This is a genomic window from Hugonella massiliensis (assembly GCA_001486445.1).
In the GTDB taxonomy this organism is placed as follows: domain Bacteria; phylum Actinomycetota; class Coriobacteriia; order Coriobacteriales; family Eggerthellaceae; genus Hugonella; species Hugonella massiliensis.
In genome coordinates, this window is sequence record LN908986.1 from 1,323,591 (window position 1) to 1,344,364 (window position 20,774).

14 protein-coding genes are annotated in these 20,774 nt (G+C 65.8%); 5 read left to right on the forward strand and 9 right to left on the reverse strand.

Annotation, left to right across the window (positions count from 1 at the left end; genetic code table 11):
* Positions 1-30: 30 nt before the first annotated feature.
* Together BN3270_RS08505 and BN3270_RS08510 are read right to left on the reverse strand one after the other, a co-directional pair.
* Positions 31-4,788: a 2-hydroxyacyl-CoA dehydratase gene (locus tag BN3270_RS08505; protein WP_082673489.1), complete on the reverse strand. Its 4,758-nt coding sequence runs from the start codon at positions 4,786-4,788 to the stop codon at positions 31-33.
* Positions 4,789-4,815: 27 nt separating this feature from the next.
* Positions 4,816-5,505, reverse strand: a complete 690-nt coding sequence (locus BN3270_RS08510) for a TetR/AcrR family transcriptional regulator (RefSeq protein ID WP_058986659.1) — start codon at positions 5,503-5,505, stop codon at positions 4,816-4,818.
* A gap of 275 nt (positions 5,506-5,780) precedes the next feature.
* On the opposite strand from BN3270_RS08510, the gene BN3270_RS08515 reads away from it, so the two are divergent.
* The 3 genes from BN3270_RS08515 (at position 5,781) to BN3270_RS08525 (ending at position 10,486) form a co-directional block, all read left to right on the forward strand.
* Positions 5,781-7,145 carry a PFL family protein gene (locus BN3270_RS08515; protein ID WP_058986660.1) on the forward strand — a complete coding sequence of 455 codons (1,365 nt, stop codon included), beginning with the start codon at positions 5,781-5,783 and terminating at the stop codon, positions 7,143-7,145.
* Between the two features lie 198 nt (positions 7,146-7,343).
* The gene (locus tag BN3270_RS08520) at positions 7,344-9,074 is read left to right on the forward strand and encodes a polysaccharide deacetylase family protein (RefSeq protein WP_271711975.1); all 1,731 of its coding nucleotides are present in this window, start codon (positions 7,344-7,346) and stop codon (positions 9,072-9,074) included.
* Positions 9,075-9,247: 173 nt separating this feature from the next.
* Positions 9,248-10,486, forward strand: coding sequence for an aminopeptidase (locus tag BN3270_RS08525; RefSeq protein WP_058986661.1), 1,239 nt, complete (start codon positions 9,248-9,250; stop codon positions 10,484-10,486).
* On the opposite strand, the gene BN3270_RS08530 is transcribed toward BN3270_RS08525, so the two are convergent.
* The 7 genes from BN3270_RS08530 to BN3270_RS08560 form a co-directional block, all read right to left on the reverse strand.
* On the reverse strand, positions 10,483-11,241 hold the full coding sequence (locus BN3270_RS08530; protein WP_058986662.1) for a TlyA family RNA methyltransferase: 759 nt from the start codon (positions 11,239-11,241) through the stop codon (positions 10,483-10,485). The two genes, BN3270_RS08525 and BN3270_RS08530, sit on opposite strands and share 4 nt — an antisense overlap.
* A 3-nt stretch (positions 11,242-11,244) precedes the next feature.
* Positions 11,245-13,383: an NAD-dependent DNA ligase LigA gene (gene ligA, locus BN3270_RS08535; RefSeq protein ID WP_058986663.1), complete on the reverse strand. Its 2,139-nt coding sequence runs from the start codon at positions 13,381-13,383 to the stop codon at positions 11,245-11,247.
* Between the two features lie 32 nt (positions 13,384-13,415).
* Positions 13,416-13,955, reverse strand: coding sequence for an HdeD family acid-resistance protein (locus BN3270_RS08540; protein WP_058986664.1), 540 nt, complete (start codon positions 13,953-13,955; stop codon positions 13,416-13,418).
* A 31-nt stretch (positions 13,956-13,986) separates the two neighbouring features.
* On the reverse strand, positions 13,987-14,856 hold the full coding sequence (locus tag BN3270_RS08545) for an NAD(P)H-hydrate dehydratase (RefSeq protein WP_058986665.1): 870 nt from the start codon (positions 14,854-14,856) through the stop codon (positions 13,987-13,989).
* Positions 14,857-14,861: 5 nt separating this feature from the next.
* A complete protein-coding gene (gene acpS / locus BN3270_RS08550) occupies positions 14,862-15,464 on the reverse strand; it encodes a holo-ACP synthase (RefSeq protein WP_082673450.1) in 603 nt (200 codons plus the stop codon).
* The gene (gene glmS / locus BN3270_RS08555) at positions 15,457-17,280 is read right to left on the reverse strand and encodes a glutamine--fructose-6-phosphate transaminase (isomerizing) (protein WP_058986666.1); all 1,824 of its coding nucleotides are present in this window, start codon (positions 17,278-17,280) and stop codon (positions 15,457-15,459) included. Before glmS ends, acpS begins: the two co-directional genes overlap by 8 nt.
* A 279-nt stretch (positions 17,281-17,559) precedes the next feature.
* A complete protein-coding gene (locus tag BN3270_RS08560; protein WP_058986667.1) occupies positions 17,560-18,606 on the reverse strand; it encodes a trigger factor in 1,047 nt (348 codons plus the stop codon).
* Between the two features lie 198 nt (positions 18,607-18,804).
* On the opposite strand from BN3270_RS08560, the gene BN3270_RS08565 reads away from it, so the two are divergent.
* On the forward strand, positions 18,805-19,650 hold the full coding sequence (locus BN3270_RS08565; protein ID WP_058986668.1) for an Mrp/NBP35 family ATP-binding protein: 846 nt from the start codon (positions 18,805-18,807) through the stop codon (positions 19,648-19,650).
* A 155-nt stretch (positions 19,651-19,805) separates the two neighbouring features.
* Positions 19,806-20,072: a hypothetical protein gene (locus BN3270_RS08570; protein ID WP_058986669.1), complete on the forward strand. Its 267-nt coding sequence runs from the start codon at positions 19,806-19,808 to the stop codon at positions 20,070-20,072.
* Positions 20,073-20,774 lie beyond the last annotated feature (702 nt).

Below are 20,774 nucleotides of genomic sequence, written 5' to 3' on the forward strand. Positions count from 1 at the left end.
GCCTCGAACATCAGGCCTTATGCCTGTGCGCTATTTGCTCGACGTGAGCACGGGCTCGTCGTGGACGGCCCCCTGCTCGTCGACCTTCTCGCCATCGAGATCGAAGAATCCCACCGCGCAGGCGGACGGCACGGGCTCCGGCTTGGCGTAGCTGGCCGTGCGGGCGGCGCGCGCCTCTTCAATCTTGTCTTCCATATTGCTCTTGGCCACCGCAATCATGAGCTTGATGCGGTTGAGCTGGTTGACCTCCGACGCGCCCGGGTCGTAGTCGACGGCCACGATATTGCTTTCGGGGTACTGGCGGCGGAGCTCCTTGATGACCGCCTTGCCCACCACGTGGTTCGGCAAGCAGGCGAAGGGCTGGGTGCACACGATGTTGGGCGCCCCGTGCTTGATGAGCTCGATCATCTCGGCGGTGAGCAGCCAGCCCTCGCCCATCGAGTTGCAGAGGGACACGATTTCCTGAGCCCAGTCGGCTAGCGTGAAGATGTCGGTGGGCGCTTCGAGGCGGTTGCTGCGTTCCATGGCCTCGAGCATGGGCTTGCGGGCGGTCTCGATGTACTTCAAGACGCCGCGCGCGCCGATCGCGCCCTTGGCCGAACGGCCCAGCGGGTCCTTCTGGAAGATGCGTCCCGCGATGCCGAAGAGGAAGAACTCGATGAGCCCGGGCACGACGGCCTCGCAGCCTTCGGCCTCGATCTGCTCGACAATCTGGTTGTTGGCCGTGGGATGGAACTTCACCAGAATCTCGCCGACCACGCCCACGCGGGGCTTGGTGCCCTCGCCAGCCAGCGGCAGGGCGTCGAAGTCGTCGACGATCGCATCGCAGGTCTTCTTGAACCGGCGGCGGGTCTCGCCTTCCCTCATCTGCTTCTTGCAGGTGTCCATCCAATGGCGGAAGAGGGCGTGGGCGCTGCCGGGCTCGACCTCGTAGGGGCGGGTGCGGTAGAGCGCGGCCATGAGCATGTCGCCGTAGGACAGAGCGTAGATGGCCTGCTGCAGCATGGGCAGGGTGATCTTGAAGCCCGAATTGCTCTCGTCGAGGTTGTTCTGCAGGGCGAGCGAGATCACGGGGATATGGGAGAGCCCCGCGGCCTTGAGGGCCTTGCGGATCAGGCTGATGTAGTTGGTCGCGCGGCAGCCGCCACCCGTCTGCGTGATGAGCACGGCCAGGTGGTCGGTGTCGTAGCGGCCCGAAAGCACCGCTTCCATGATCTGGCCCGTGACGAGGATCGACGGGTAGCAGATGTCGTTGTTCACGAAGCGCAGGCCCGTGTCGACGGCCTCATGGTCGACCGACGGCAGCAGCTCGAGGTTGTAGCCGTTGGCCAAGAAGATGGGCTGGAGCAGCTCGAAGTGGATCGGGGCCATCTGCGGGGCGAGGATCGTGTAGCCGGCGTCCTTCATCTCCTGGGTGAATTCCACGCGCTCGAATTCGGTCGTGCTGCCTTCGCGCTGCACGAGCTCGTCGCGGTCGACCATGGCGGCGTCGGCGCTGCGCAGGTCGGCGGCGTTGTCGATGCGGTCGGCAGCGATCTTCTCGGCCACGGCAGCCGCAGCCTTGGCCTCGGTTTCGCCCGTCTTGGCCGCGCGACGGGCCTCGAAATCCTCCACGAGCTTGTTGGCGGCCAAATCGCCCACCGGGCAGCCCCGTTCGGCGGCCGCCTTCTCGGCTTCCTCGTCCTGCTGTTCTTTGAGGGCGGCGAGCAGGCTGCGCACGCGGATGCGGGCCGAACCCAGGTTCGAGACCTCGTCGATCTTCAACACCGTGTAGATCTTGCCCGCGGATTCCAAGATCTCCTGCACCTGGTCGGTCGTGAGGGCGTCGAGGCCGCAGCCGAAGCTGTTGAGCTGGATGAGGTCGAGGTCGCGGCGCTCGGTGACGACCTTGGCGGCGTTGTAGAGGCGGGTGTGGTACATCCACTGGTCGACCAAGCGGATGGGGCGCTCGAGTTCGCCCAGGTGGGCAATCGAGTCTTCGGTGAGCACGGCCAGGCCGAAGCTCGTGAGCAGCTCGGGGATCGCGTGGTTGATTTCGGGGTCGTTGTGGTAGGGACGGCCGGCGAGCACGATGCCATGGGTGCCCGTCTCTTCCATCCAGGCGAGGGTTTCCTCGCCCTTCACGTGGATGTCGTGCTTGAAGCGCAGGTCCTCTTCCCAGGCCGCGTCAACGGCCTCGTCGATCTCGCGGCGGCTGGGCGCCTGGGCGTAGCGGCCCATAAGTTCGCCGTGCGCCTCCACGAGCTCGACATAGAGGCGCTTCTTCAGCTTGTCCTTCTGGTCGTAGGGCAGGTAGGGGTTGAGGAATTCGACGTCGGTGCTGTTGAGCTCGTCGATGTTGAGGCGCAGGGTTTCCGAATAGCTCATGACGATCGGGCAGTTGTAGTGGTTGCCCGCGCCCTCGTCTTCGCCGCGCTCCCACTTGGCGCAGGGCATCCAGATGAAGTCGGGGTGCTTGGCGAGCAGGTTCATGATGTGGCCATGGCTCATCTTGGCGGGATAGCACACGTTTTCAGACGGGATCGACTCGATGCCCGCTTCGAAGGTCTTCTTGGTCGACGGGTCGGACAGCTCGACGCGGAAGCCGAGCTTGGTGAAGAAGGTGAACCAGAAGGGGTAGTTTTCGTACATGTTGAGCGCACGGGGCATGCCCACGGTGCCTCGGGTCGCCTGGTCCTTGGAGAGCGGCTCGTAGTCGAACAGGCGGTGGCTCTTCCACTCGAAGAGGTTGGGCACCTTCTTCTCGTTCTTGGCCATGGCGCCCAGGCCCTTTTCGCAGCGATTGCCCGTGATGAAGCGGCGGTGCTTGCCGGTGGCCTCGTCCTTGCCGAAGTCGTTGATGGTGAGCAGGCAATGGTTGTTGCAGGCCTTGCAGCGCAGGGTCTTGTGGGTGGGATTCAGGGCGTCGAGCTGGTCGGGTGTGAAGAGGGTCGAGACGACCGCGGCCTCGTTGCCGCCCGCGCGGGAGACGGCCTGCTCGTAGCGATCGCGCGCCAGAAGGCCGGCGCCGTAGGCGCCCATGTTGCCCGCGATGTCGGGGCGCACCGCATGCACGCCGGAAAGCTGTTCGAAGGCGCGCAGGACGGCGTCGTTTAAGAAGGTGCCGCCCTGGACGATCACGTGGTCGCCCATTTCGCGGGGGTCGCGCATCTTGATGACTTTGAAGAGGGCGTTCTTCACAACGGAAATAGCCAGGCCGGCAGCGATGTCGCCCACCGTGGCGCCTTCCTTCTGCGCCTGCTTGACGCGGGAGTTCATGAACACCGTGCAGCGGCTGCCCAAATCGACGGGGTGCGCGGCCTTGTTGGCGGTGGCGGCGAATTCGCGCACGGGCAGGTTCAAGCCGGTGGCGAAGCTTTCGATGAAGGAGCCGCAGCCGGCCGAGCAGGCTTCGTTGAGCATGATCGAGTCGAGCACGCCGTCGCGCACCTTCATGCACTTCATGTCCTGGCCGCCGATATCCAAGATGAACTGGACGTTGGGCAAGAGTTCCTTGGAACCGCGCAGGTGGGCGACCGTTTCGATCTCGCCCGAATCGACGCGCAGGGCTTCGAGCAAGAGGCCCTCGCCGTAGCCGGTCACCGTGGCGTGGCCGATCTTCACGGCCGGCGTGCCGTCTTCGTTGGCCGGCAGGTCGGCGTAGAGCTTGCGAATGCCCTCCTTGGCGGTTTCGAGCACGTCGCCGCGGTTGTTGGTGTAGTAGGTCCACAAGAGCTCGGAGTTTTCGGAGATGAGGGCCATCTTGAAGGTGGTCGAGCCGGCGTCGATGCCCAAGAAGGCCACTCCCCGGTAGGTGGCCAGGTCGGCCCGCTTCACGCGCTGCTTGTCGTGGCGCTCTTCGAACTCGCGATAGTCATCGTCGCTGGCGAACAGGGGCGGCATGCGCACGACTTCGCTGCCCTGCAAGTCGCCCAGACCCTCGAGGCGCTCCACGATGCCGTTCAAGAGCGCGGGTTCACCTTCCTTGGCGCCCGCGAGCGCGCAGCCGGCGGCCACGAAGAGGTGGGCGTTTTCGGGCACGATGATGTGCTCTTCGTCCAAGCCGAGCGTGACGTAGAAGCGCTTGCGCAGCTCGGGCAGGTACTGCAGGGGGCCGCCCAAAAAGGCCACGTGCCCGCGAATGGGGCGGCCGCAGGCCAGGCCCGAGATGGTCTGCGTGACGACGGCCTGGAAGATCGAAGCGGCGATGTCCTCCTTGGCGGCGCCTTCGTTCAAGAGGGGCTGCACGTCGGTCTTGGCGAACACGCCGCAGCGGCTCGCGATCGGGTAGATGATCTTGTGGTGGCTGGCGAGCTCGTTGAGGCCCGAAGCATCGGTGTTGAGCAGGGCAGCCATCTGGTCGATGAAGGCGCCCGTGCCGCCGGCGCACTGGCCGTTCATGCGCTGTTCGATGTTGCCGTCGAAGTAGATGATCTTGGCGTCCTCGCCGCCGAGCTCGATGGCGACGTCGGTCTGGGGGATGAGGGTCTCGATCGCCGCCTTGTTGGCGATGACCTCCTGGATGAAGGGAATGCCGAGCCACTGGCCGAGCAATAGGCCACCCGAGCCGGTGATGGCGCAGGTCATCTCGTAGCCGCCGAATTCCTTGGCCGCCCCGCGCAGGACCTCGACGATCGTGGCGCGCACGTCGGAATGGTGGCGCTGGTAGACGGAGTAGTGCACCGTGTGCGCTTCGTCGACGATGGCCAGCTTGACCGTGGTCGAGCCCACGTCGATGCCCAGATGGAGACCGCCTTCGATTGCGGGAGCCGATGCGGCGGCGTCGCCGCGCTTCGTTTCTTCGTTCATGTTCATGATGCCTTTCTTGCGAGCGCGTTAGAGCTCGATGGATTCGCCGGGTTTGATGAAGAGGAGTCGCTGGGCGATGAGCGCCATCTCCTCGGAGGATTCCTGCATGCCCGTTTCGACCCAGCGGTTGATGATGCCCAGGTAGGCGTTGGCGAAGAAGGCCACGTAGTACTCGACGAAGGGCGTGGGGTCGGTACGGTACTTTTCGTGCAGGATCGACTGGATGAGGCAGGTGCACACCGAATCGCGCAGGCGCGGGGCGAAGCGGACGTCGCCGCCGTCGCCCATCACCGCGTGCAGGAAGCTGCTCTGGCTGCGCAGGTAGTCGAAGAGCTCGACCAGGATGGGAAGCGGCCGGCGCCGCGAGACGCACCAGGCGAGCTCGACCAAGGACAGCTGGGCCATGCGGCCCTGGATATCCTCGAGGTCGGCGATGAGATCGTCTTCGAAGGTGGCGAGCAGGTTGTCTTTATCGGTGAAGTGGTTGTAGAAGGTCCCGCGGTTCAAGCCGGCGCGGGCGCAGAGCTCGTTGACCGTGATGGAGTCGAAGCCCTCTTCTTCCATCAGCTCGATGAGCGCGTTGCGCAGGGCCCGCTTCGAACGCACGATGCGCCGGTCCTCGCCGGCGCGCGCCGCCTTGCGCACATTGCGGGGGGCGGCTTCCTTTGCGGTCGGCGCTTTCGCGAGCGGCCGTTTTTCGATTGTGTCGACGGTCATGGACGCATCCTTCCATCGGTCCGTTCCACAGAAAATAGACAGTTTGACCTTTTTTGAACAGACTGTACATTTGCGATTGTACTGAGGGCGCGCGGTCATTTCAACCAAAGGGACCCGGCCCCACACAGGCCTTGCAGAATCGTCACGAACGCCCCGCTTGCGCTGCGTCCCGAACCGTCGGAGGCGCGCTTCTCCATCCCCGTCACACATCTGCCTTTCGCCCTGAACGCGCGCGCTATAATGGGCGAAATTTCATCTGACGCGAAGGAACGCTCATGCAAATCACCCCTGCCGAAGTCGCCGAAACCCTTGCGATGGTCAGCCAGCAGCACCTCGACGTGCGCACGATCACGTTGGGCCTGAACCTGCGCTCCTGCATCGACGCCGACATCGACGCGATGGCCCGCAAGGTCTACGACCGCATGACGACCGCCGCCGAAAACCTGGTCCCCGTGGCCGAACAGCTCGAGCGCGAGTACGGCGTGCCCGTAGTCAACAAGCGCATCTCGGTCACCCCCGTGTCCGAAATCTGCGACGCCACCGACGCAGACGACCTCACCCCCATCGCCCTTGCCATGGACAAGGCGGCCAAGGAAGTGGGCGTCAACTTCGTGGGCGGCTTTTCGGCACTCGTGCAGAAGGGCGCCACGCGCACCGACGAAAAGCTCATGAACTCGATTCCCCGCGCCCTGGCCGAAACCGACCTCGTGTGCAGCTCGGTGAACGTGGGCTCGACGCGCGCCGGCATCAACATGGACGCCCTGTGGAAGATGGCCAACATCGTGCTCGAAACCGCGCACGCCACCGAAGACCGCGACTGCATCGGCGCGGCCAAGCTCGTCGTCTTCTGCAACGCCGTGCAGGACAACCCCTTCATGGCCGGCGCCTTCCATGGATCGGGCGAAGCCGACGAGGTCATCAACGTGGGCGTGTCGGGCCCGGGCGTCGTGCGCAACGTCCTGGCGAGCATGCCCGAAGACGCGAGCTTCACCGAAATCTCCGAAGCCATCAAATCGACCGCCTTCAAGATCACCCGCGTGGGCGAGCTCATGGCCCGCGCCGCAGCCGACCGCCTGGGCTATCAGAAGGGCATCCTCGACCTGTCGCTGGCGCCCACCCCGGCCGAAGGCGACAGCGTGGCTGAAATCCTCGAAGCCATCGGCGTGGGACAGTGCGGCGCCCCCGGCACCACGGCAGCCCTGGCCCTGCTCAACGACGCAGTGAAGAAGGGCGGCGTCATGGCGTCGAGCAGCGTCGGCGGCCTTTCGGGCGCCTTCATCCCCGTGTCGGAAGACGCCGGCATGATCCGCGCCGCCGAATCGGGCTGCCTGCGCATCGAGAAGCTCGAGGCCATGACGAGCGTCTGCAGCGTGGGCCTCGACATGATCGCGATTCCGGGCGACACCACGGCCGAGCAGATCGCCGGTATCATCGCCGACGAAGCCGCCATCGGCATGATCAACAACAAGACGACCGCCGTCCGCGTGATTCCCGCCTTCGGGAAGAAAGCCGGCGAGACCCTCGAATTCGGCGGGCTTTTGGGCAGCGCGCCGATCATGGCCGTCAACGAGCAGGCCGGCACCGTGTTCGCCCATCGCGGCGGCCGTATCCCCGCCCCGATTAACTCGCTTAAGAATTAAGCGTTTATCTGCGCAAACGAAGCAAGGCGCACGCCGATTTGGCGTGCGCCTTTTTTCATGCGGGCAAACCCCGTCTCCCCTGCCGTCATTCGTGTTAGTACCATGCATTCCGCCCCCACCGGCAGGCGAGGTGCGTATACTTCGGTATCTGTTCGAGCAATGCCGTAAGCAGGGCTCGTGAATGAGAGGATGAACCGCATGAACGCAAACAAGGGGAAGCACGAGCAGGGGCGCATCGTTCCGAACGCGTCCCCCGCTGCGCCGGGAGCGCCCGCGCAGAAACCCGCTCCCACCGGGAACAAAACCGTCACCTACCGTCAGGCACACGCCGGCCAACAGCCTTCCGGCCCCGCCGCGCAAAAGGGCACGGCACACCAGATGCCGCAGGGCCAGGCCCCGGCGCGCCCCCAGCAGCAGGCGCGCCCCTCGCAGGCGCCCGCCCCGGGAAGCCGTCCCGCCCAGCAGGCGCGCCCCCAGGGAGCCCCGCAGGGCCAGCAGGCCGCTCAGCCACAGCCCCGCCCCCAGGGCGTCCCCCAGCAGATGCCGCCTCAAGCCGGCCGGCCCCAGCCGCACGCCGGGCAGCCCCGCCAGCGGCCTTCTGCGCATGCCCGCACCCAGGCCCAGCCCCTTCCCCACCAGTATCAGCCGGCGCGTTACGCCGCCGCGCCGGGAAGCCGGCAGAACTATGTGAGCGAAGCCCAGCGCATCGACGCCTATAACCGAGAGCAGGCGCAGACCAAGCGCAAGCGCAAGCGCAACGCCAAGATCTTCGCCGGCGCAGCGGCCGCCGTGGCGGTCGTCGCCGTGATCTACGCCAACTTCTTCTCGCCGATCAACGTCACCGTCGACGGGACGGACTATTCGGTGGGCCGTTCCGACACGATCGCCCAGGTGGTGGCGAACAACAACATCGCCACCACCCCCGGCCGGCTGCTCGCCGTAGACGGATCAGTGATTTCCGCCGACGGCGGCGACGCCTTCAGCGCCACGGTCAACGGGTCCGACGCCTCCGCCGACGCCACCCTGAACGCCGGCGATACCGTGCAGATCGGCACGGGCGCCGACAAGACCGAAGACTACACCGAAACCACCGAGCCCATCGCCGCCCAGTGGGTCGACAGCACCGAGCGCGGCGCCTTCCACGAGGTCACCGGCACGGGCACCGACGGCGTAAAGGCCACCCGCACGGGCAGCGTGTCCGGCATCACCGCCGACGTAGTCGAGCAGGAGCCCTCCAACCTCACGATCGAGCGCTACAGCGTGCGCGGCGAAACCGGCGACGACAAGGTGATAGCCCTCACCTTCGACGACGGCCCTTGGCACAACAACCAGACCTCCGACATCCTCGACATCCTGCAGGAAAACGGAGCTAAAGCCACCTTCTTCGTCATCGGCGAGAACATCAGCAAGATTTCCGGCGGGTCCGACCTGGTCCAGCGCGAGAAGGACGCGGGTATGCAAGTCTGCACGCATACCTACGACCATGCCGCCGGCAGCGGCAAGGGCGTCAACCTGTCCTACATGAGCCCCGACGAGCAACGCGACGAAATCACCAAGGGCTACGAGGCCATCCGCAACGTGATCGGCGAAGAGCCGAGTCACGTGGTGCGCACTCCCGGCGGCAACTACCCGCTTTCGGTGGCCCAGAACCTCTACGGGCTTATCGATTACGAAGTCGACTGGAACGTCGACACCGAAGACTGGCGGCGTCCGGGCGCCGATGCGATCAAGCAGAGGATCCTGAGCGTCAAACCGGGCGATGTGGTCCTCATGCATGACGGCGGCGGCGACCGCAGCCAGACGGTCGAAGCCCTGCGCGCGGCCCTCCCCCAGCTGAAGGCCCAGGGCTACTCCTTCGTCACGATCGACGAGCTCCACGACTACCACGAGCGCGCCAAGCAGGCCCAGGACGATTCGTCCAACAGCTAGAGCGCCTCTTCCGCAGAGCGCCGCTTCACGCCTCCCCCACGCACCGCTTCGGCCGCGCAGGGGAGGCGTTTTCATGTCCGGCAATCAGCGAGGCAATCCAAGCCGTCTCCTGCGCTACGATGGCACATGAAAGAAGGACGCCCCGCCAAGGGGCAATCGACGAAAGGATTCCCATGACCCTGTCATTCGACGAAAAGCTCGCCCGCTACGCGCGCCTTGCCGTGGAGACCGGCTGCGCACTCAGGCAGGGCCAGGAACTCTTCGTGGCCGCCGACGTAAGCCAGGTGGCACTCGTGCGCCATATCGTGAAATGCGCCTACGAAGCCGGAGCCGCCCGCGTGACCACCCGCTTCACCGACGAGAAAATCGTCCGCTACGACTACGACTACCAGCCCGCCGAAGCCTTCAAAACCTTCCCCGACTGGCTCGCCCTTCTGCAGAACGGCGTCGCCGAACGCGGCGCGGCCCTTCTGTTCGTGACGAGCGAAGACCCCCTTGCCATGGCCGGCGTCGATCCCGCCAAGCGCACAAACCGCCAGATCGCCGCGCATGAAGCATGTCGCGCCTGGCGCGACGGCATGGATTTCGGCCGTAACGTCTGGTGCATCATCGGCGGCGCGAGCCCGGCCTGGGCCGCCCGCGTCTTCCCCAACCTTCCCGCAGACCAAGCCACCGCCCGGCTCTGGGAGGCCATCTTCACGACAGCCCGCTGCACGGGCGACGACCCGGCCGCCAACTGGGCCGCCCATCAGAAGAGCTTCGAAGAGAAGAAGGCCTGGCTCAACGCCCAGCGCTTCGACGCCCTCCACTACACCAACGGCCTGGGCACCGACCTTACGATCGGCCTCAACCCCGGCCACGTCTGGGAAGGCGGCGGCGAAACGACCCAAGACGGGACCCTGTTCTTCCCCAACATGCCCACTGAAGAGGTCTTCACGACCCCCGACCGCACCCGAGCCGACGGTGTCGTCTACGCGAGCCTCCCCTTGAACCACGGCGGGAGCTTGGTCGACGGCTTCCATGTGGAATTCAAGGACGGCCGCGTGGCGGGCTGTGCGGCCGAAGTGGGCCAAGACGTGCTCGAGCAGATCATTGGCACCGACGAGGGCGCGCATCACCTGGGAGAATGCGCCCTGGTACCTAAAACGAGCCCCATCAAGCAGGAGGGCATCCTCTTCCTCAACACCCTCTTCGACGAAAACGCCGCCTGCCACCTGGCCCTGGGGATGGGCTTCCCCGAATGCCTGGAGGGTGGGCGAAACCTCACGAGCGACGAGCTGGTCGCCCGCGGCGTGAACCAAAGCGCCACCCACGTCGACTTCATGATCGGCACCGACGACCTCGCAATCGACGGCATCACGGCAGACGGCACCGTCGTGCCCGTCTTCCGCGACGGGACCTGGGCCAACTAGCCCTCGTCGGTTCCGCGAAAGACCGCACGCACCAGGTACTCTACGTTACCCGACCGCTTGCCGCGGATCGAGGATTCCACAACGCCCGACACCGAAAAGCCCGCCTGCGCGAGAGCGTCTTCCACCTCGCGCACCGTGCGGGCGCGCACGGCCGGGTCGCGCACGAGGCCATGGTCGTCGGTCTCGCCCTGGCGGCTTTCGAACTGGGGCTTGACCAGGCCGATGAAGACGCTGCCCGGCGCACACAGACCCGCGAACACGGGCGCCAGGCTCGCCAGGCCGATAAAGGAGAGGTCGGCCACAAGCACATCGAAAGGGGCGCCCAAATCGGCCGGGGCCACCGTGCGGATGTTGGTGCGTTCGAAGACCCGCGTGCGCGGATCGCTGCGGACCTTCCAAGCCAGCTGCCCGTAGTTCACGTCGACGCAGGCTACCTCCGCCGCGCCGCGCTGCAGAAGGCAATCGGAAAAGCCGCCGGTCGACGACCCGATGTCGATGCAGCGCTTGCCTTCCACGCGTTCCCCGAAGCAATCGAGCGCCCCTTCGAGCTTGTAGCCTCCGCGCGACACGTAGCGGTCGCGGCCCTTCACCGACAGTTCGGCGTCGGGCGCCACTTTGGCCGCCGCACTCGTCGCGAAGGCCTCGCCCACCTTCACCTCGTGGGCGATGACGGCCCGTTTGGCCGCCTCGCAGTCGGCAGCGAGTCCCCGCGCCACGAGGAGGTCGTCAAGCCGGACTTTCTTGGGCGCACCCATGCCCTACTCCGCCGAAAGGCCGGCGGGCGGCTCGCCCGTATCCAGAATCGCGAGGAAGGCGTCTTCGTCGATGACAGGCACGCCCAGGGCCACGGCCTTGTCGTATTTGCTGCCGGCCGCCTCGCCGGCCACCACACAGCTCGTCTTCTTCGACACGCTGCCCGTAACCTTGGCGCCCATCGCCTTCAGGGCATCGCCCGCTTCGCCGCGAGTCATCCCGCTCTTCACCAAGCTGCCGGTGAGCACGAAGGTAAGGCCCGAAAGCGTCTGCGGGCGGGCGTCGGCCGCAGTGGCTTCCGCCATCGACACGCCCAAGTGGGCCAGGCGGTCGATGACCTCGATGTTCTGGGGGGTCCGCATAAAGACGTGGATGCTTTCGGCGATCACCTGGCCCACGCCGTCGACGGCGGCCAGGTCGTCAACGCTCGCCTTCTGCAACGCTTCCATCGTGGGAAAGGCTTTGGCGAGAGCTGCCGCCGTGGTCTTGCCCACATGGCGGATGCCCAGGCCGAAGAGGACGCGGGCGAGCCCGCGGGTCTTGCTCTCTTCCAGCTGGGCCATGATTTTCTTGGCCACAACGCCGCCCAGATGGATGGCCTCGCCGTCCTTGGTCACGCGTCCCATATCGAGCGTGGCCAGGTCGTATTCGGTGAGGTTGTAGTAGTCGGCCACGTCGACGACGCGCTCGGCTGCAAGCAGTCGGCCGATGACCTCGTCGCCCAAGCCCTCGATGTCCATCGCGTCGCGACTCGCCCAATGCACCAGGCGCTCGCGCGCCTGGGCCGGGCAGTCGATCGACACGCACCGAGCCACGGCTTCGCCCTCCTCGTGCACCACGGGACTCCCGCAGCTCGGACAGGTGGCAGGCATATGCCACACCTCGGCCTGGGGCGGACGCAGCTCGCGCACGGGGCCCAGGATTTCGGGAATCACGTCGCCGGCCTTGCGCACGATGACGGTGTCGCCCACGCGCACGTCCTTGCGATGGACCTCGTCTTCGTTGTGCAAGGTCGCGCGGGCTACGACCGACCCACTCACGCGCACGGGCACGAGTTCGGCCACCGGCGTGAGAGCACCTGTGCGGCCCACCTGCACGGTGATGTCGCGCAAGAGCGTCGTTTTCTCTTCGGGCGGGAACTTGTAGGCAATCGCCCAGCGCGGAGCACGGGCGGTGAATCCCATGGCGTCCTGGGTGGCGAAGTCGTTGACCTTCACGACCACGCCGTCGATGTCGTAGGGCAGCGATCCGCGCTTCTCACCCACCGCGCGACAGAAGTCGAGCACCTCGTCCTTGCTGTGACAGAGGGCGACGTCGGGGTTCACGTGGAAGCCGGCCCGGCGCAGCCATTCAAGAAGCTCCCACTGACCCGTCAGCTTGAACTGGTCGTTGCGAGCCGTGGCGTAGATGAAGGTCGACAGATTGCGGTGGGCCGTGATCGACGCGTCCTTCTGGCGCAGGCTGCCGGCCGCGGCGTTGCGGGCGTTGGCGAAACCCTGCTTGCCCTGGGCCTCGGCGGCCGCGTTTAGGGTCTCGAAGCTCTTTTTCGGCATGTAGACCTCGCCGCGCAGCTCGAAGGCCTCGTCGCCTTCGGTCAGGTCGGCGGCCGCCCCCTCGCGCAGGCGCAGGGGCACGTCTTTTATCGTGCGGATGTTAACCGTCACGTCTTCGCCGGTCGTGCCGTCGCCACGGGTCGCCGCGCGCACCAAGCGGCCGTCCTCGTAGGTGAGGGCGATGCCACTGCCGTCGATCTTCAGCTCGCAGCACAAATCGACCGTGCGCCCCAGGGTGTCGAAGGTGCGGTCGATCCAGACGGAAAGCTCCTCGAGCCCCATGGCGTCGTCGATCGAGTACATGCGCGCCGCATGGGTCACGGGCGCGAACTGGTCGCCCACGTAGCCGCCCACGCGCTGGGTGGGCGAATTGGGGTCGTAGAATTCCGGATGCGCGGCTTCGAGGGTGCGCAGCTCGCGCATGAGCGAGTCGAAGGCGGCGTCCGAAATAGCCGGGTTGTCTTCGGCGTAATAGAGGTACGAGTTGTGCTCGATCTCGCGACGGAGCGCCTCGATGCGTGCACCCGTATCGCCTGCTGTTTCCGCCAGCGTATCCGTATCGAAAAGCGTTGGTTCCGTATCCTGTGCCACGAATGCCTGGTCCTTTCAGAAGGGCGCGCGCCCTAGAGGTCGATGATGTCAGATTCGCGCGAGGAAACCGTGCCGTAGACGATCAGCGAAATGCCCTGCATGACCGCCGCGAGCCCGAGCAGAATCGCGAAAATCTCGGGGACGTTGAAGAATAGGATGCCGATCAAAATCGACACGATGCCGCTCGCCAGCGGCCAGCCCCACATCCGAAAGCCCAGCGAGCGCACGTTGAAGCTCGCCACCGCTTCGAAGACGCCCAGCACGAGAACGAGCGCGCCCGCCACCCAGGGGAGCACGACCGAGGTGAGCGCCGGATGGATGACGAAGACAAGGCCGACGATCGCGTCGATGATGCCGTAGGCAAGCGTCCAGCCCGCGAAACCGATCAGGTCGCGCGTGCGCACCCACAGGGCGATGTGGGCGACGCCGGCGGCCAGAAAGCCCGCCCCGCAGAGGATGGCGAGCACCACGAGCGTGGGGTTGGGAAAGAACAAGCAGACCAAACCAATGGCCAGCAGGGCCACCCCTCCAAGGATCAGTTCCCAGTCATGGCTCCACCGTGTGCGTTCCATACTATCGTCCCCTTTCCATCGATGGTGAACGTTACTCCTGAGAAAACGTGCCCCACGCAGCCGGAAGCGCGTCGACCACGTCTTCAGCGATAACCGAAACGGCACCGACCGCGTCTGCGGCGGCCCTGCCTGCGCGCGCATGGACCGTCGTACCGAGCATGCAGGCATCGACCGCCCGCACGCCCTGGGCGAGCAGGGCGCCTATGATACCCGCAAGCACGTCGCCCGTGCCCGCTTTGGCGAGCGCCGCCGTGCCTTCTCTCATCGCGAAGGTGCGGACGCCTTCCGACACGAAGGTATCGGGGCCCTTGAGCACCACGACCGCCCCGTAGGCCCCGGCCAAACGGGCGGCCAGACGCTCGGGGTCGCCTGTGGAAATGCGCAGGGGGGCGGCGAGCCGGGCCGCTTCCCCGCCGTGAGGTGTGAGCACCGTGACGAGGCCGGCGCGGTAGCGCTCGACGCAGGCCCGGCGCATCTTCTCGCAGGCGAGCAGGGACAGGGCCCCACCGTCGACGAGCACGGGAGCCTGGGTCCCCCGCAGGACCGCCCGCAAGACGCCCGCCTCTTCAGACCCCTGGGCGTCGAACCCGCTCCCCACGGCCACGGCCCGCGGATGGCGGTCATCGAGGGGACGCTCGCCCTTGAAGGAAAGCGCGCTCCACGGGCGCACGACCAAACTGGCCTGAGCCTGGCGCACGTAGGGCAGAGCTTCCGGGCTCGCGAACACCTCGGTGTAGCCGGCGCCGGCGCGCTGGGCGGCGCGGGCGGCGAGCACGGCGGCACCCGGATAGGCCGGGGAACCCGCGACGAGCTCGAGTTTGCCCCGGGCGTATTTGTTGGCATCGGGCGCCGGATAGGGCACCAAACGAGCGAGCCGATCGGTAGCGTAGGTTTCCGCCATCGCTCTTACGCCTCCTCTTTAGGGCCGCGCGCGGGAATCTCGTCGAGCAGCGACCGCGTTTCCTTGAACTGGCGAGCGAGCTCTTCCATGGGGTCGGTGCGCGCCTCGGTCGCGCGCACGGAATCGTCAGTGATCGCCATCGCGCAGGCCACCGCATCGGTATGCGTATAGGAAAGCGAGATGGGCAGATCGCGCACACCCAGGTCGTGGGCAACCTGTGCCGCGCGACGATGGAGCTTTGCGGTGGGCCGCCCGTTCTTGGGACGCACCACTTCCACGTCGGCCGGGGCGATGCCGCGCGAAAAGCCCGTTCCCAGGGCCTTGAGCACGGCCTCCTTGGCCGCGAACCGGGTGGCGTAGTGCACGTGGGGTTGGGCGGTCGCCTCGCAGTAGGCCCGTTCGCCTTCGGTGAAGACGCGCAGGGCGAAACGGGGCGACCGATCGAGCACCCGCTTCATGCGGGCGATGTCGACGATGTCGACGCCGAGCCCTACCCCGTCTTCGATGGGCGCAGGCCGCCCCTCTCCGGACGAATCCGGAGTTTCCGCGGCGGCGGCAACCGTTGCCTTGGCCGCCGAAGAGGGGTTCTGTGCGCCCGCCTTACTCAACGGTGACCGACTTCGCCAGATTGCGGGGCTTGTCGACGTCGCACCCGCGCGCAATCGCCATCGAGCGCGCGAAAAGCTGCAGGGGCACGCTCGCCACGATCGGCATGAAGGCGTCGCGCACCTTGGGAATGTAGATCACGTAGTCGGCGTTGGCTTTGATCTCCTCGTCGCCTTCGGTGGCGACGGCCACGATCATCGCGCCGCGCGAACGGCTTTCCTGCAGGTTGGAAACCACCTTGTCGTAGACGGGCGACTGGGTGGCCACCGCGATCACGGGGAAGCCGGGCTCGAGCAGGGCGATCGGACCATGCTTCATCTCGCCGGCCGGGTAGGCTTCGGCGTGCACGTAACTGATCTCCTTGAGCTTCAGGGCGCCTTCGAAGCTGGTAGCCGATCCCATCCCTCGCCCGATGAAGAAGGCGTCGGTAGCGTCTTTGCAGGCGCGGGCGGCTTCGTCGATGGCCTCCGTGTCGGACAGAACGAGCTCGACCTTTTCGGCCGTGTCGGCCAGGTCCTTGAACAACAAGCGCACCTGGTCGTTGGTCAGCTTGCCCTTGGCCTGGGCGAGCACCATCGACAGCAGGGTGAGGCTGACCACCTGGCCCAGGAAGGACTTGGTGGAGGCCACGGCGATTTCCTTGTTGGCCTTCGTGTAGATCACGCCGTCGCTTTCGCGCGCCACCGGGCTGCCGATGACGTTGGTGATGCCGAAGACCTTGCCACCCTTGATACGGGCTTCGCGAATGGCCGCCAGGGTGTCGGCCGTTTCGCCGGACTGGGAGACAGCCACTACGAGCGTCGAGGGGGTGATGATCGGGTTGCGGTAGCGGAACTCGCTCGCGACCTCGACCTCGGTGGGGATGCGGGCCCAGCCTTCGATGAGCTGGCGGGCGATGAGCCCGGCGTGGTAGCTCGTACCGCAGGCCACGATGTAGACGCGGTCGATGAGGCGAAGTTCTTCAAGCGACATGCCCAACTCGTCGATCGACAGCACGCCGTTGGTCATGCGGCCCGCCAGCGTATCGCGGATGACGCGGGGCTGTTCGTGGATCTCCTTCAGCATGAAGTCGGGATAGCCGCCCTTTTCGGCCACGTCGACATCCCAGTCGACGTGCATGATCGAGGGCTCGATTTCCTTGAGGTCGGCGTTGTAGTAGGTGATGCCGTCGGGGCGCATGTCGGCAAGCTGACCGTCGCCCAAGACCGCGACGTCGCGCGAAGCTTCGATGACGGCGATGATGTCGCTCGCCACGTAGCTGCCCGCTTCGCCATGGGCGAGCACGATCGGGCTGTCTTTGCGGGTCGCGACGATGCGACCGGGTTCGGCGGCGCAGGTGATGGCCAGGCCATAGGCGCCGATGATGTCGCGGGTGGCGCGGGACACAGCGGCGAGCAGGTCGCCTTCGTAGTAGTCTTCCACCAGGTGGGCGACGACTTCGGTGTCGGTGTCGCTCCTGAAGGTGTGGCCCTTGGCCGCAAGCGCATCGCGCAGCTCCTGGAAGTTTTCGATGATGCCGTTGTGGACCACGGCGATCGACCCGTCGCAGGACACGTGCGGATGGGCGTTGCGCTCGCTCGGGGCGCCATGGGTGGCCCAACGCGTATGGCCGATGCCGCACGTGCTCGAAGTGGGCAGGTCGGCCACAGCTTCGGCCAAACCCTCCACCTTGCCCACACGGCGCGTGACCGAAAGGGAACCGCCCTCCTGCAGGGCGATGCCCGCAGAGTCGTACCCGCGGTACTCAAGACGGCGAAGGCCCTCGATGAGGACGTCCTTTGCGAGCTTGGTCCCCGTGTAGCCTACGATTCCGCACATAGATAAGCTCCTTCCGAGCGGTTCCGGCGCGCGGGGCGCCGGCGATGAGAGCCTTGCGGCTCGACGAAGCAAAAACACACAGGCCTGATTATCCCGCAAAACCACGGTCCGCGCGCGGCGGGGACCCGTTTGCCATACACGCATCACAGGCGCACCGCGTGACAACGTGACAACGGGGACGGAGGATGTCGTCCCACCGCGACAACGGGTGACAACGGGGACGGAGGGTGTCGTCCCACGGGACGACACCCTCCGTCCCCGTCGTCCCAGGCGAAAACGCTAGCGAATCGTGACGTTGGCCTGGGCGAGCACCCAACCGCCGGCCTTCAGGCGCTCGGCCGATTCCTCTATCGCGAACAGGTAGCCGGTCTCGCGCATCTGGGCTTCGGCCTCGTCTTCATGGCCGGGGGCGATGGCCGCAAGGGCCGCCCGCCGGTCGTCGTCGGTGACCGCGAGCTTTTCATGGCGGAAGACCGCATCGAGCGCCACCGACTGGCGCAGGGTCTCGCGGGCTTGGTTCTGCGCGCCCACTTCGAGCGCGTCGCGCGTCATCTGCTGGGCGGCGAGAAAATCGTCGAGAGTAGTGTGCTGGGCCGCAAGCGTATCGCGCAGCTCGTCGAGCATCGACTGGCGCAGGGCGTCGACCAGATCGGCCGCCACGTCCTCTTCCAAGCGCTTGGCGATTTCGGCGGTCGCCCTGCTCATCTGGTACTGGACGAACTGCTGGCGCTTGTACTGGCGGCCGGCGGCAGCAAGCTGGCCGCGCAGGGCGGCCACCGTGTTGCATCCCTCGTCGGGGATGTGGGCGGCCACCCAGGCGTCGTCGATCGCATCGGGCGTGCCGTCGAGGTTATGGGCGAGCGTGCCGTTGCGCACCGCTTCGGCGGTGATTTCGGCCACGCGCTCGTCGATTTCCGCTTCGGTCACCGTGGGCGCCTCGACCTCGATCGACACGGGGTCGTAGCTCGTGAGGTCGATTTGGGGGCGTGGGTACATCGACACCTCGAAAACGAGCGGCTCGCCTTGTGCGGGCGGGGCGGGAAAGGTGCCGCGCGGGTCGCAGATGGGGTGAAGGCCCGACTGCTCGATGGCGCGTGGCAGAAGCCAGTTGACCGCCGCATCGAGCTTGGCCGCCGCCACGTCGCCGTCGGCGCCGACCACGTTTTTCAGGATGGGATCGACCTCGCCGGGGGCGGGCAGCGCGTCGGTGGGCTTCAAGAAGAACGCGCGCACGCCGGCGCAGACCGCGTCGCGGTATTCGGCGGGGCTTGCCTCAACCCGGACGGTGACCTTGCTCCCCGAGCGACCGATTTCTTCCACCTTCATTCTAAAACTCCCCTTTCACAGGCACGTAGGGCCTCTCTGCATCTTGGTCTCGCCTACGAGTATAGGCAGGCATTTCCCCGATGGCTTCCCACCTATGTCCTTGTTTGAGAACAGTAACCCGTGTGATACGATGCAGCCCAGACGAGATGCGCCCGAGCGCGCATGCGATTTCACGCACCATTCCGAAAGAAGGTTTATATGGCAGCGAACACCGCTCCCCTCTCCGACGAGGAGAAGGCAGCCCTGCAAGGTTGCGGCGAAGACAAGGGACCCAAGGTTCTCGAACCCAACGGGCGCTCGACGATTCATCACGTGATCGGCGTCGTGTCCGGCAAAGGCGGCGTGGGCAAGAGCCTGGTCACCAGCCTGCTCGCCAGCGAGGCGAACAAGCGCGGCAAAAAGGTCGGCATCCTCGACGCCGACGTCACCGGCCCTTCCATCCCCAAAACCTTCGGCATCACCAACCCGCTGACCGCCGACAACGACGGCATCCTGCCCGCCCAGACCCAGAGCGGCATCAAGGTCGTGTCGACCAACCTCATGCTCCCTGAAGACGACATGCCCATCGCCTGGCGCGGCCCGGTCGTGAGCAACGCGATTCGCCAGTTCTTCAACGAAACCAACTGGGGCGAGATCGACTACCTCTTCGTCGACATGCCTCCGGGAACCTCCGACGTCCTGCTCACCGTCTTCCAGAGCCTGCCGGTCGACGGCATCGTGACCGTGTCGGCCCCGCAGGAGCTCGTGGCCATGATCGTGGGCAAGGCCGTGAACCTGGCAACCGAGATGAATGTCAAGACGCTCGGCCTGGTCGAGAACATGGCCTACTTCGAATGCCCCGATTGCGGCAAGAAGCACCACATCTTCGGCGAGCCCCAGGGCAAGGAAGTGGCCGAAAAGTACCACATTCCCGCCTACGCAACCCTGCCGATCGACCCCAAGTTCGCCGCCCTCTGCGACGAAGGCAAGGTCGAAGCCTACGATGTTGCCGGCCGTCTGGACCCGGTTATCGCCGAAATCGAAAAGGTACCCGAGCGCGCCTAAGCGTCACACGACTGCCACGCCTGCGAGCGGCCTTCGGGCCGCTCGTTTCGTATAGGGTGCAGGCGACTGGCCATGAGACGATGGGGCGGCGGATGTGCTTCCGCGTTGCCGCGGGTGCCGGCGTGCCGCCCGCTCGTTTTGAGGAAAGGACTGTTATGACGAACAAGGACCCCAACCCGAGCGTGGTCGGCACCCCTTCCGACCCCCATGCCCACGTGGTGCGCACCCTGCTGCCCAGCCAAATCGCCAAGCTGAAGGCTGAGGCGCTGGCCGCCGGGCGCGAGGCGCGCATCGAAACAGATGCGCAGGGAGCGGCGCCGATTCGCGCGATCAACGAGGACGACGACGGCTACGACCCGTATTCCGATCTTCACGACGCACCCACCCGAGAGCCCCTCTTCGAGAAGGATCCCTGGGACTAGGGCGGCACGCCTGGTTCGCTGCGCATCCCCTGCGCTACCGGCCGACCGGCACGAGCGTCCGTCGCACGCGGGCTGCTCGTGCCGTGCGCCCCTGCTGCAATCGCTTGATTCGCACGCCTAGTGCGCACCCTTGCTCGAAATGCGGGTTTCGGGCAGTCCCCTGCACAGTTCGCAGGGGAGCCGCACGCGGGACGCTCATCCTGCAGGGTCAATGCGATCGGCCGCACAGTTCGCAGGGACGCCGCACTCCACCTGCTCAACCTGCAGACCTGCTGCAACCTCCCGCTCATTTTGCAGCGCCGTTACAGCAGATCGTGCGTTCAAACCTCATATACGGTCGTCGTTGCTCGTTTCGCAGGGGGATATCACGACAACCGGGAAAAGCTGCTCAGAACGCAAAGAGATTTCACGAATCTGCTCAACATGCACGGGTCTGCCAGTTTCTGCGTGCAATAACCCTGCGAAACGAGTTTCCCATCTGCTTGAACCCGTTCGAGCTGCACTAGACCTGCGATTTGAGCCCGGTTCCTTTGCGAGCCAGGCCGCAGCGCACAGGCGAGCGCCGAAGATTCGCTTGCGACACGCGCGCAACGAATGCGCGAGCCTTCCGCGTGACGGCCGTGACCGCCACGCGACGAATCTCGATGCAATCCGCGCAATGAGGCCGTCATCCTCGATCTATGAGCGAAATCGTACTGAACA

What these genes read in the sequence shown, in the direction of transcription:
- BN3270_RS08565 (WP_058986668.1), top strand. Translation starts at nt 18,805, where the DNA reads ATGGCAGCGAACACCGCTCCCCTCTCCGACGAGGAGAAGGCAGCCCTG.
- BN3270_RS08530 (WP_058986662.1), bottom strand. Translation starts at nt 11,241, where the DNA reads ATGGGTGCGCCCAAGAAAGTCCGGCTTGACGACCTCCTCGTGGCGCGG.
- BN3270_RS08525 (WP_058986661.1), top strand. Translation starts at nt 9,248, where the DNA reads ATGACCCTGTCATTCGACGAAAAGCTCGCCCGCTACGCGCGCCTTGCC.
- BN3270_RS08505 (WP_082673489.1), bottom strand. Translation starts at nt 4,788, where the DNA reads ATGAACGAAGAAACGAAGCGCGGCGACGCCGCCGCATCGGCTCCCGCA.
- BN3270_RS08545 (WP_058986665.1), bottom strand. Translation starts at nt 14,856, where the DNA reads ATGGCGGAAACCTACGCTACCGATCGGCTCGCTCGTTTGGTGCCCTAT.
- BN3270_RS08570 (WP_058986669.1), top strand. Translation starts at nt 19,806, where the DNA reads ATGACGAACAAGGACCCCAACCCGAGCGTGGTCGGCACCCCTTCCGAC.
- BN3270_RS08520 (WP_271711975.1), top strand. Translation starts at nt 7,344, where the DNA reads ATGAACGCAAACAAGGGGAAGCACGAGCAGGGGCGCATCGTTCCGAAC.
- glmS (WP_058986666.1), bottom strand. Translation starts at nt 17,280, where the DNA reads ATGTGCGGAATCGTAGGCTACACGGGGACCAAGCTCGCAAAGGACGTC.
- BN3270_RS08515 (WP_058986660.1), top strand. Translation starts at nt 5,781, where the DNA reads ATGCAAATCACCCCTGCCGAAGTCGCCGAAACCCTTGCGATGGTCAGC.
- BN3270_RS08560 (WP_058986667.1), bottom strand. Translation starts at nt 18,606, where the DNA reads ATGAAGGTGGAAGAAATCGGTCGCTCGGGGAGCAAGGTCACCGTCCGG.
- BN3270_RS08510 (WP_058986659.1), bottom strand. Translation starts at nt 5,505, where the DNA reads ATGACCGTCGACACAATCGAAAAACGGCCGCTCGCGAAAGCGCCGACC.
- BN3270_RS08540 (WP_058986664.1), bottom strand. Translation starts at nt 13,955, where the DNA reads ATGGAACGCACACGGTGGAGCCATGACTGGGAACTGATCCTTGGAGGG.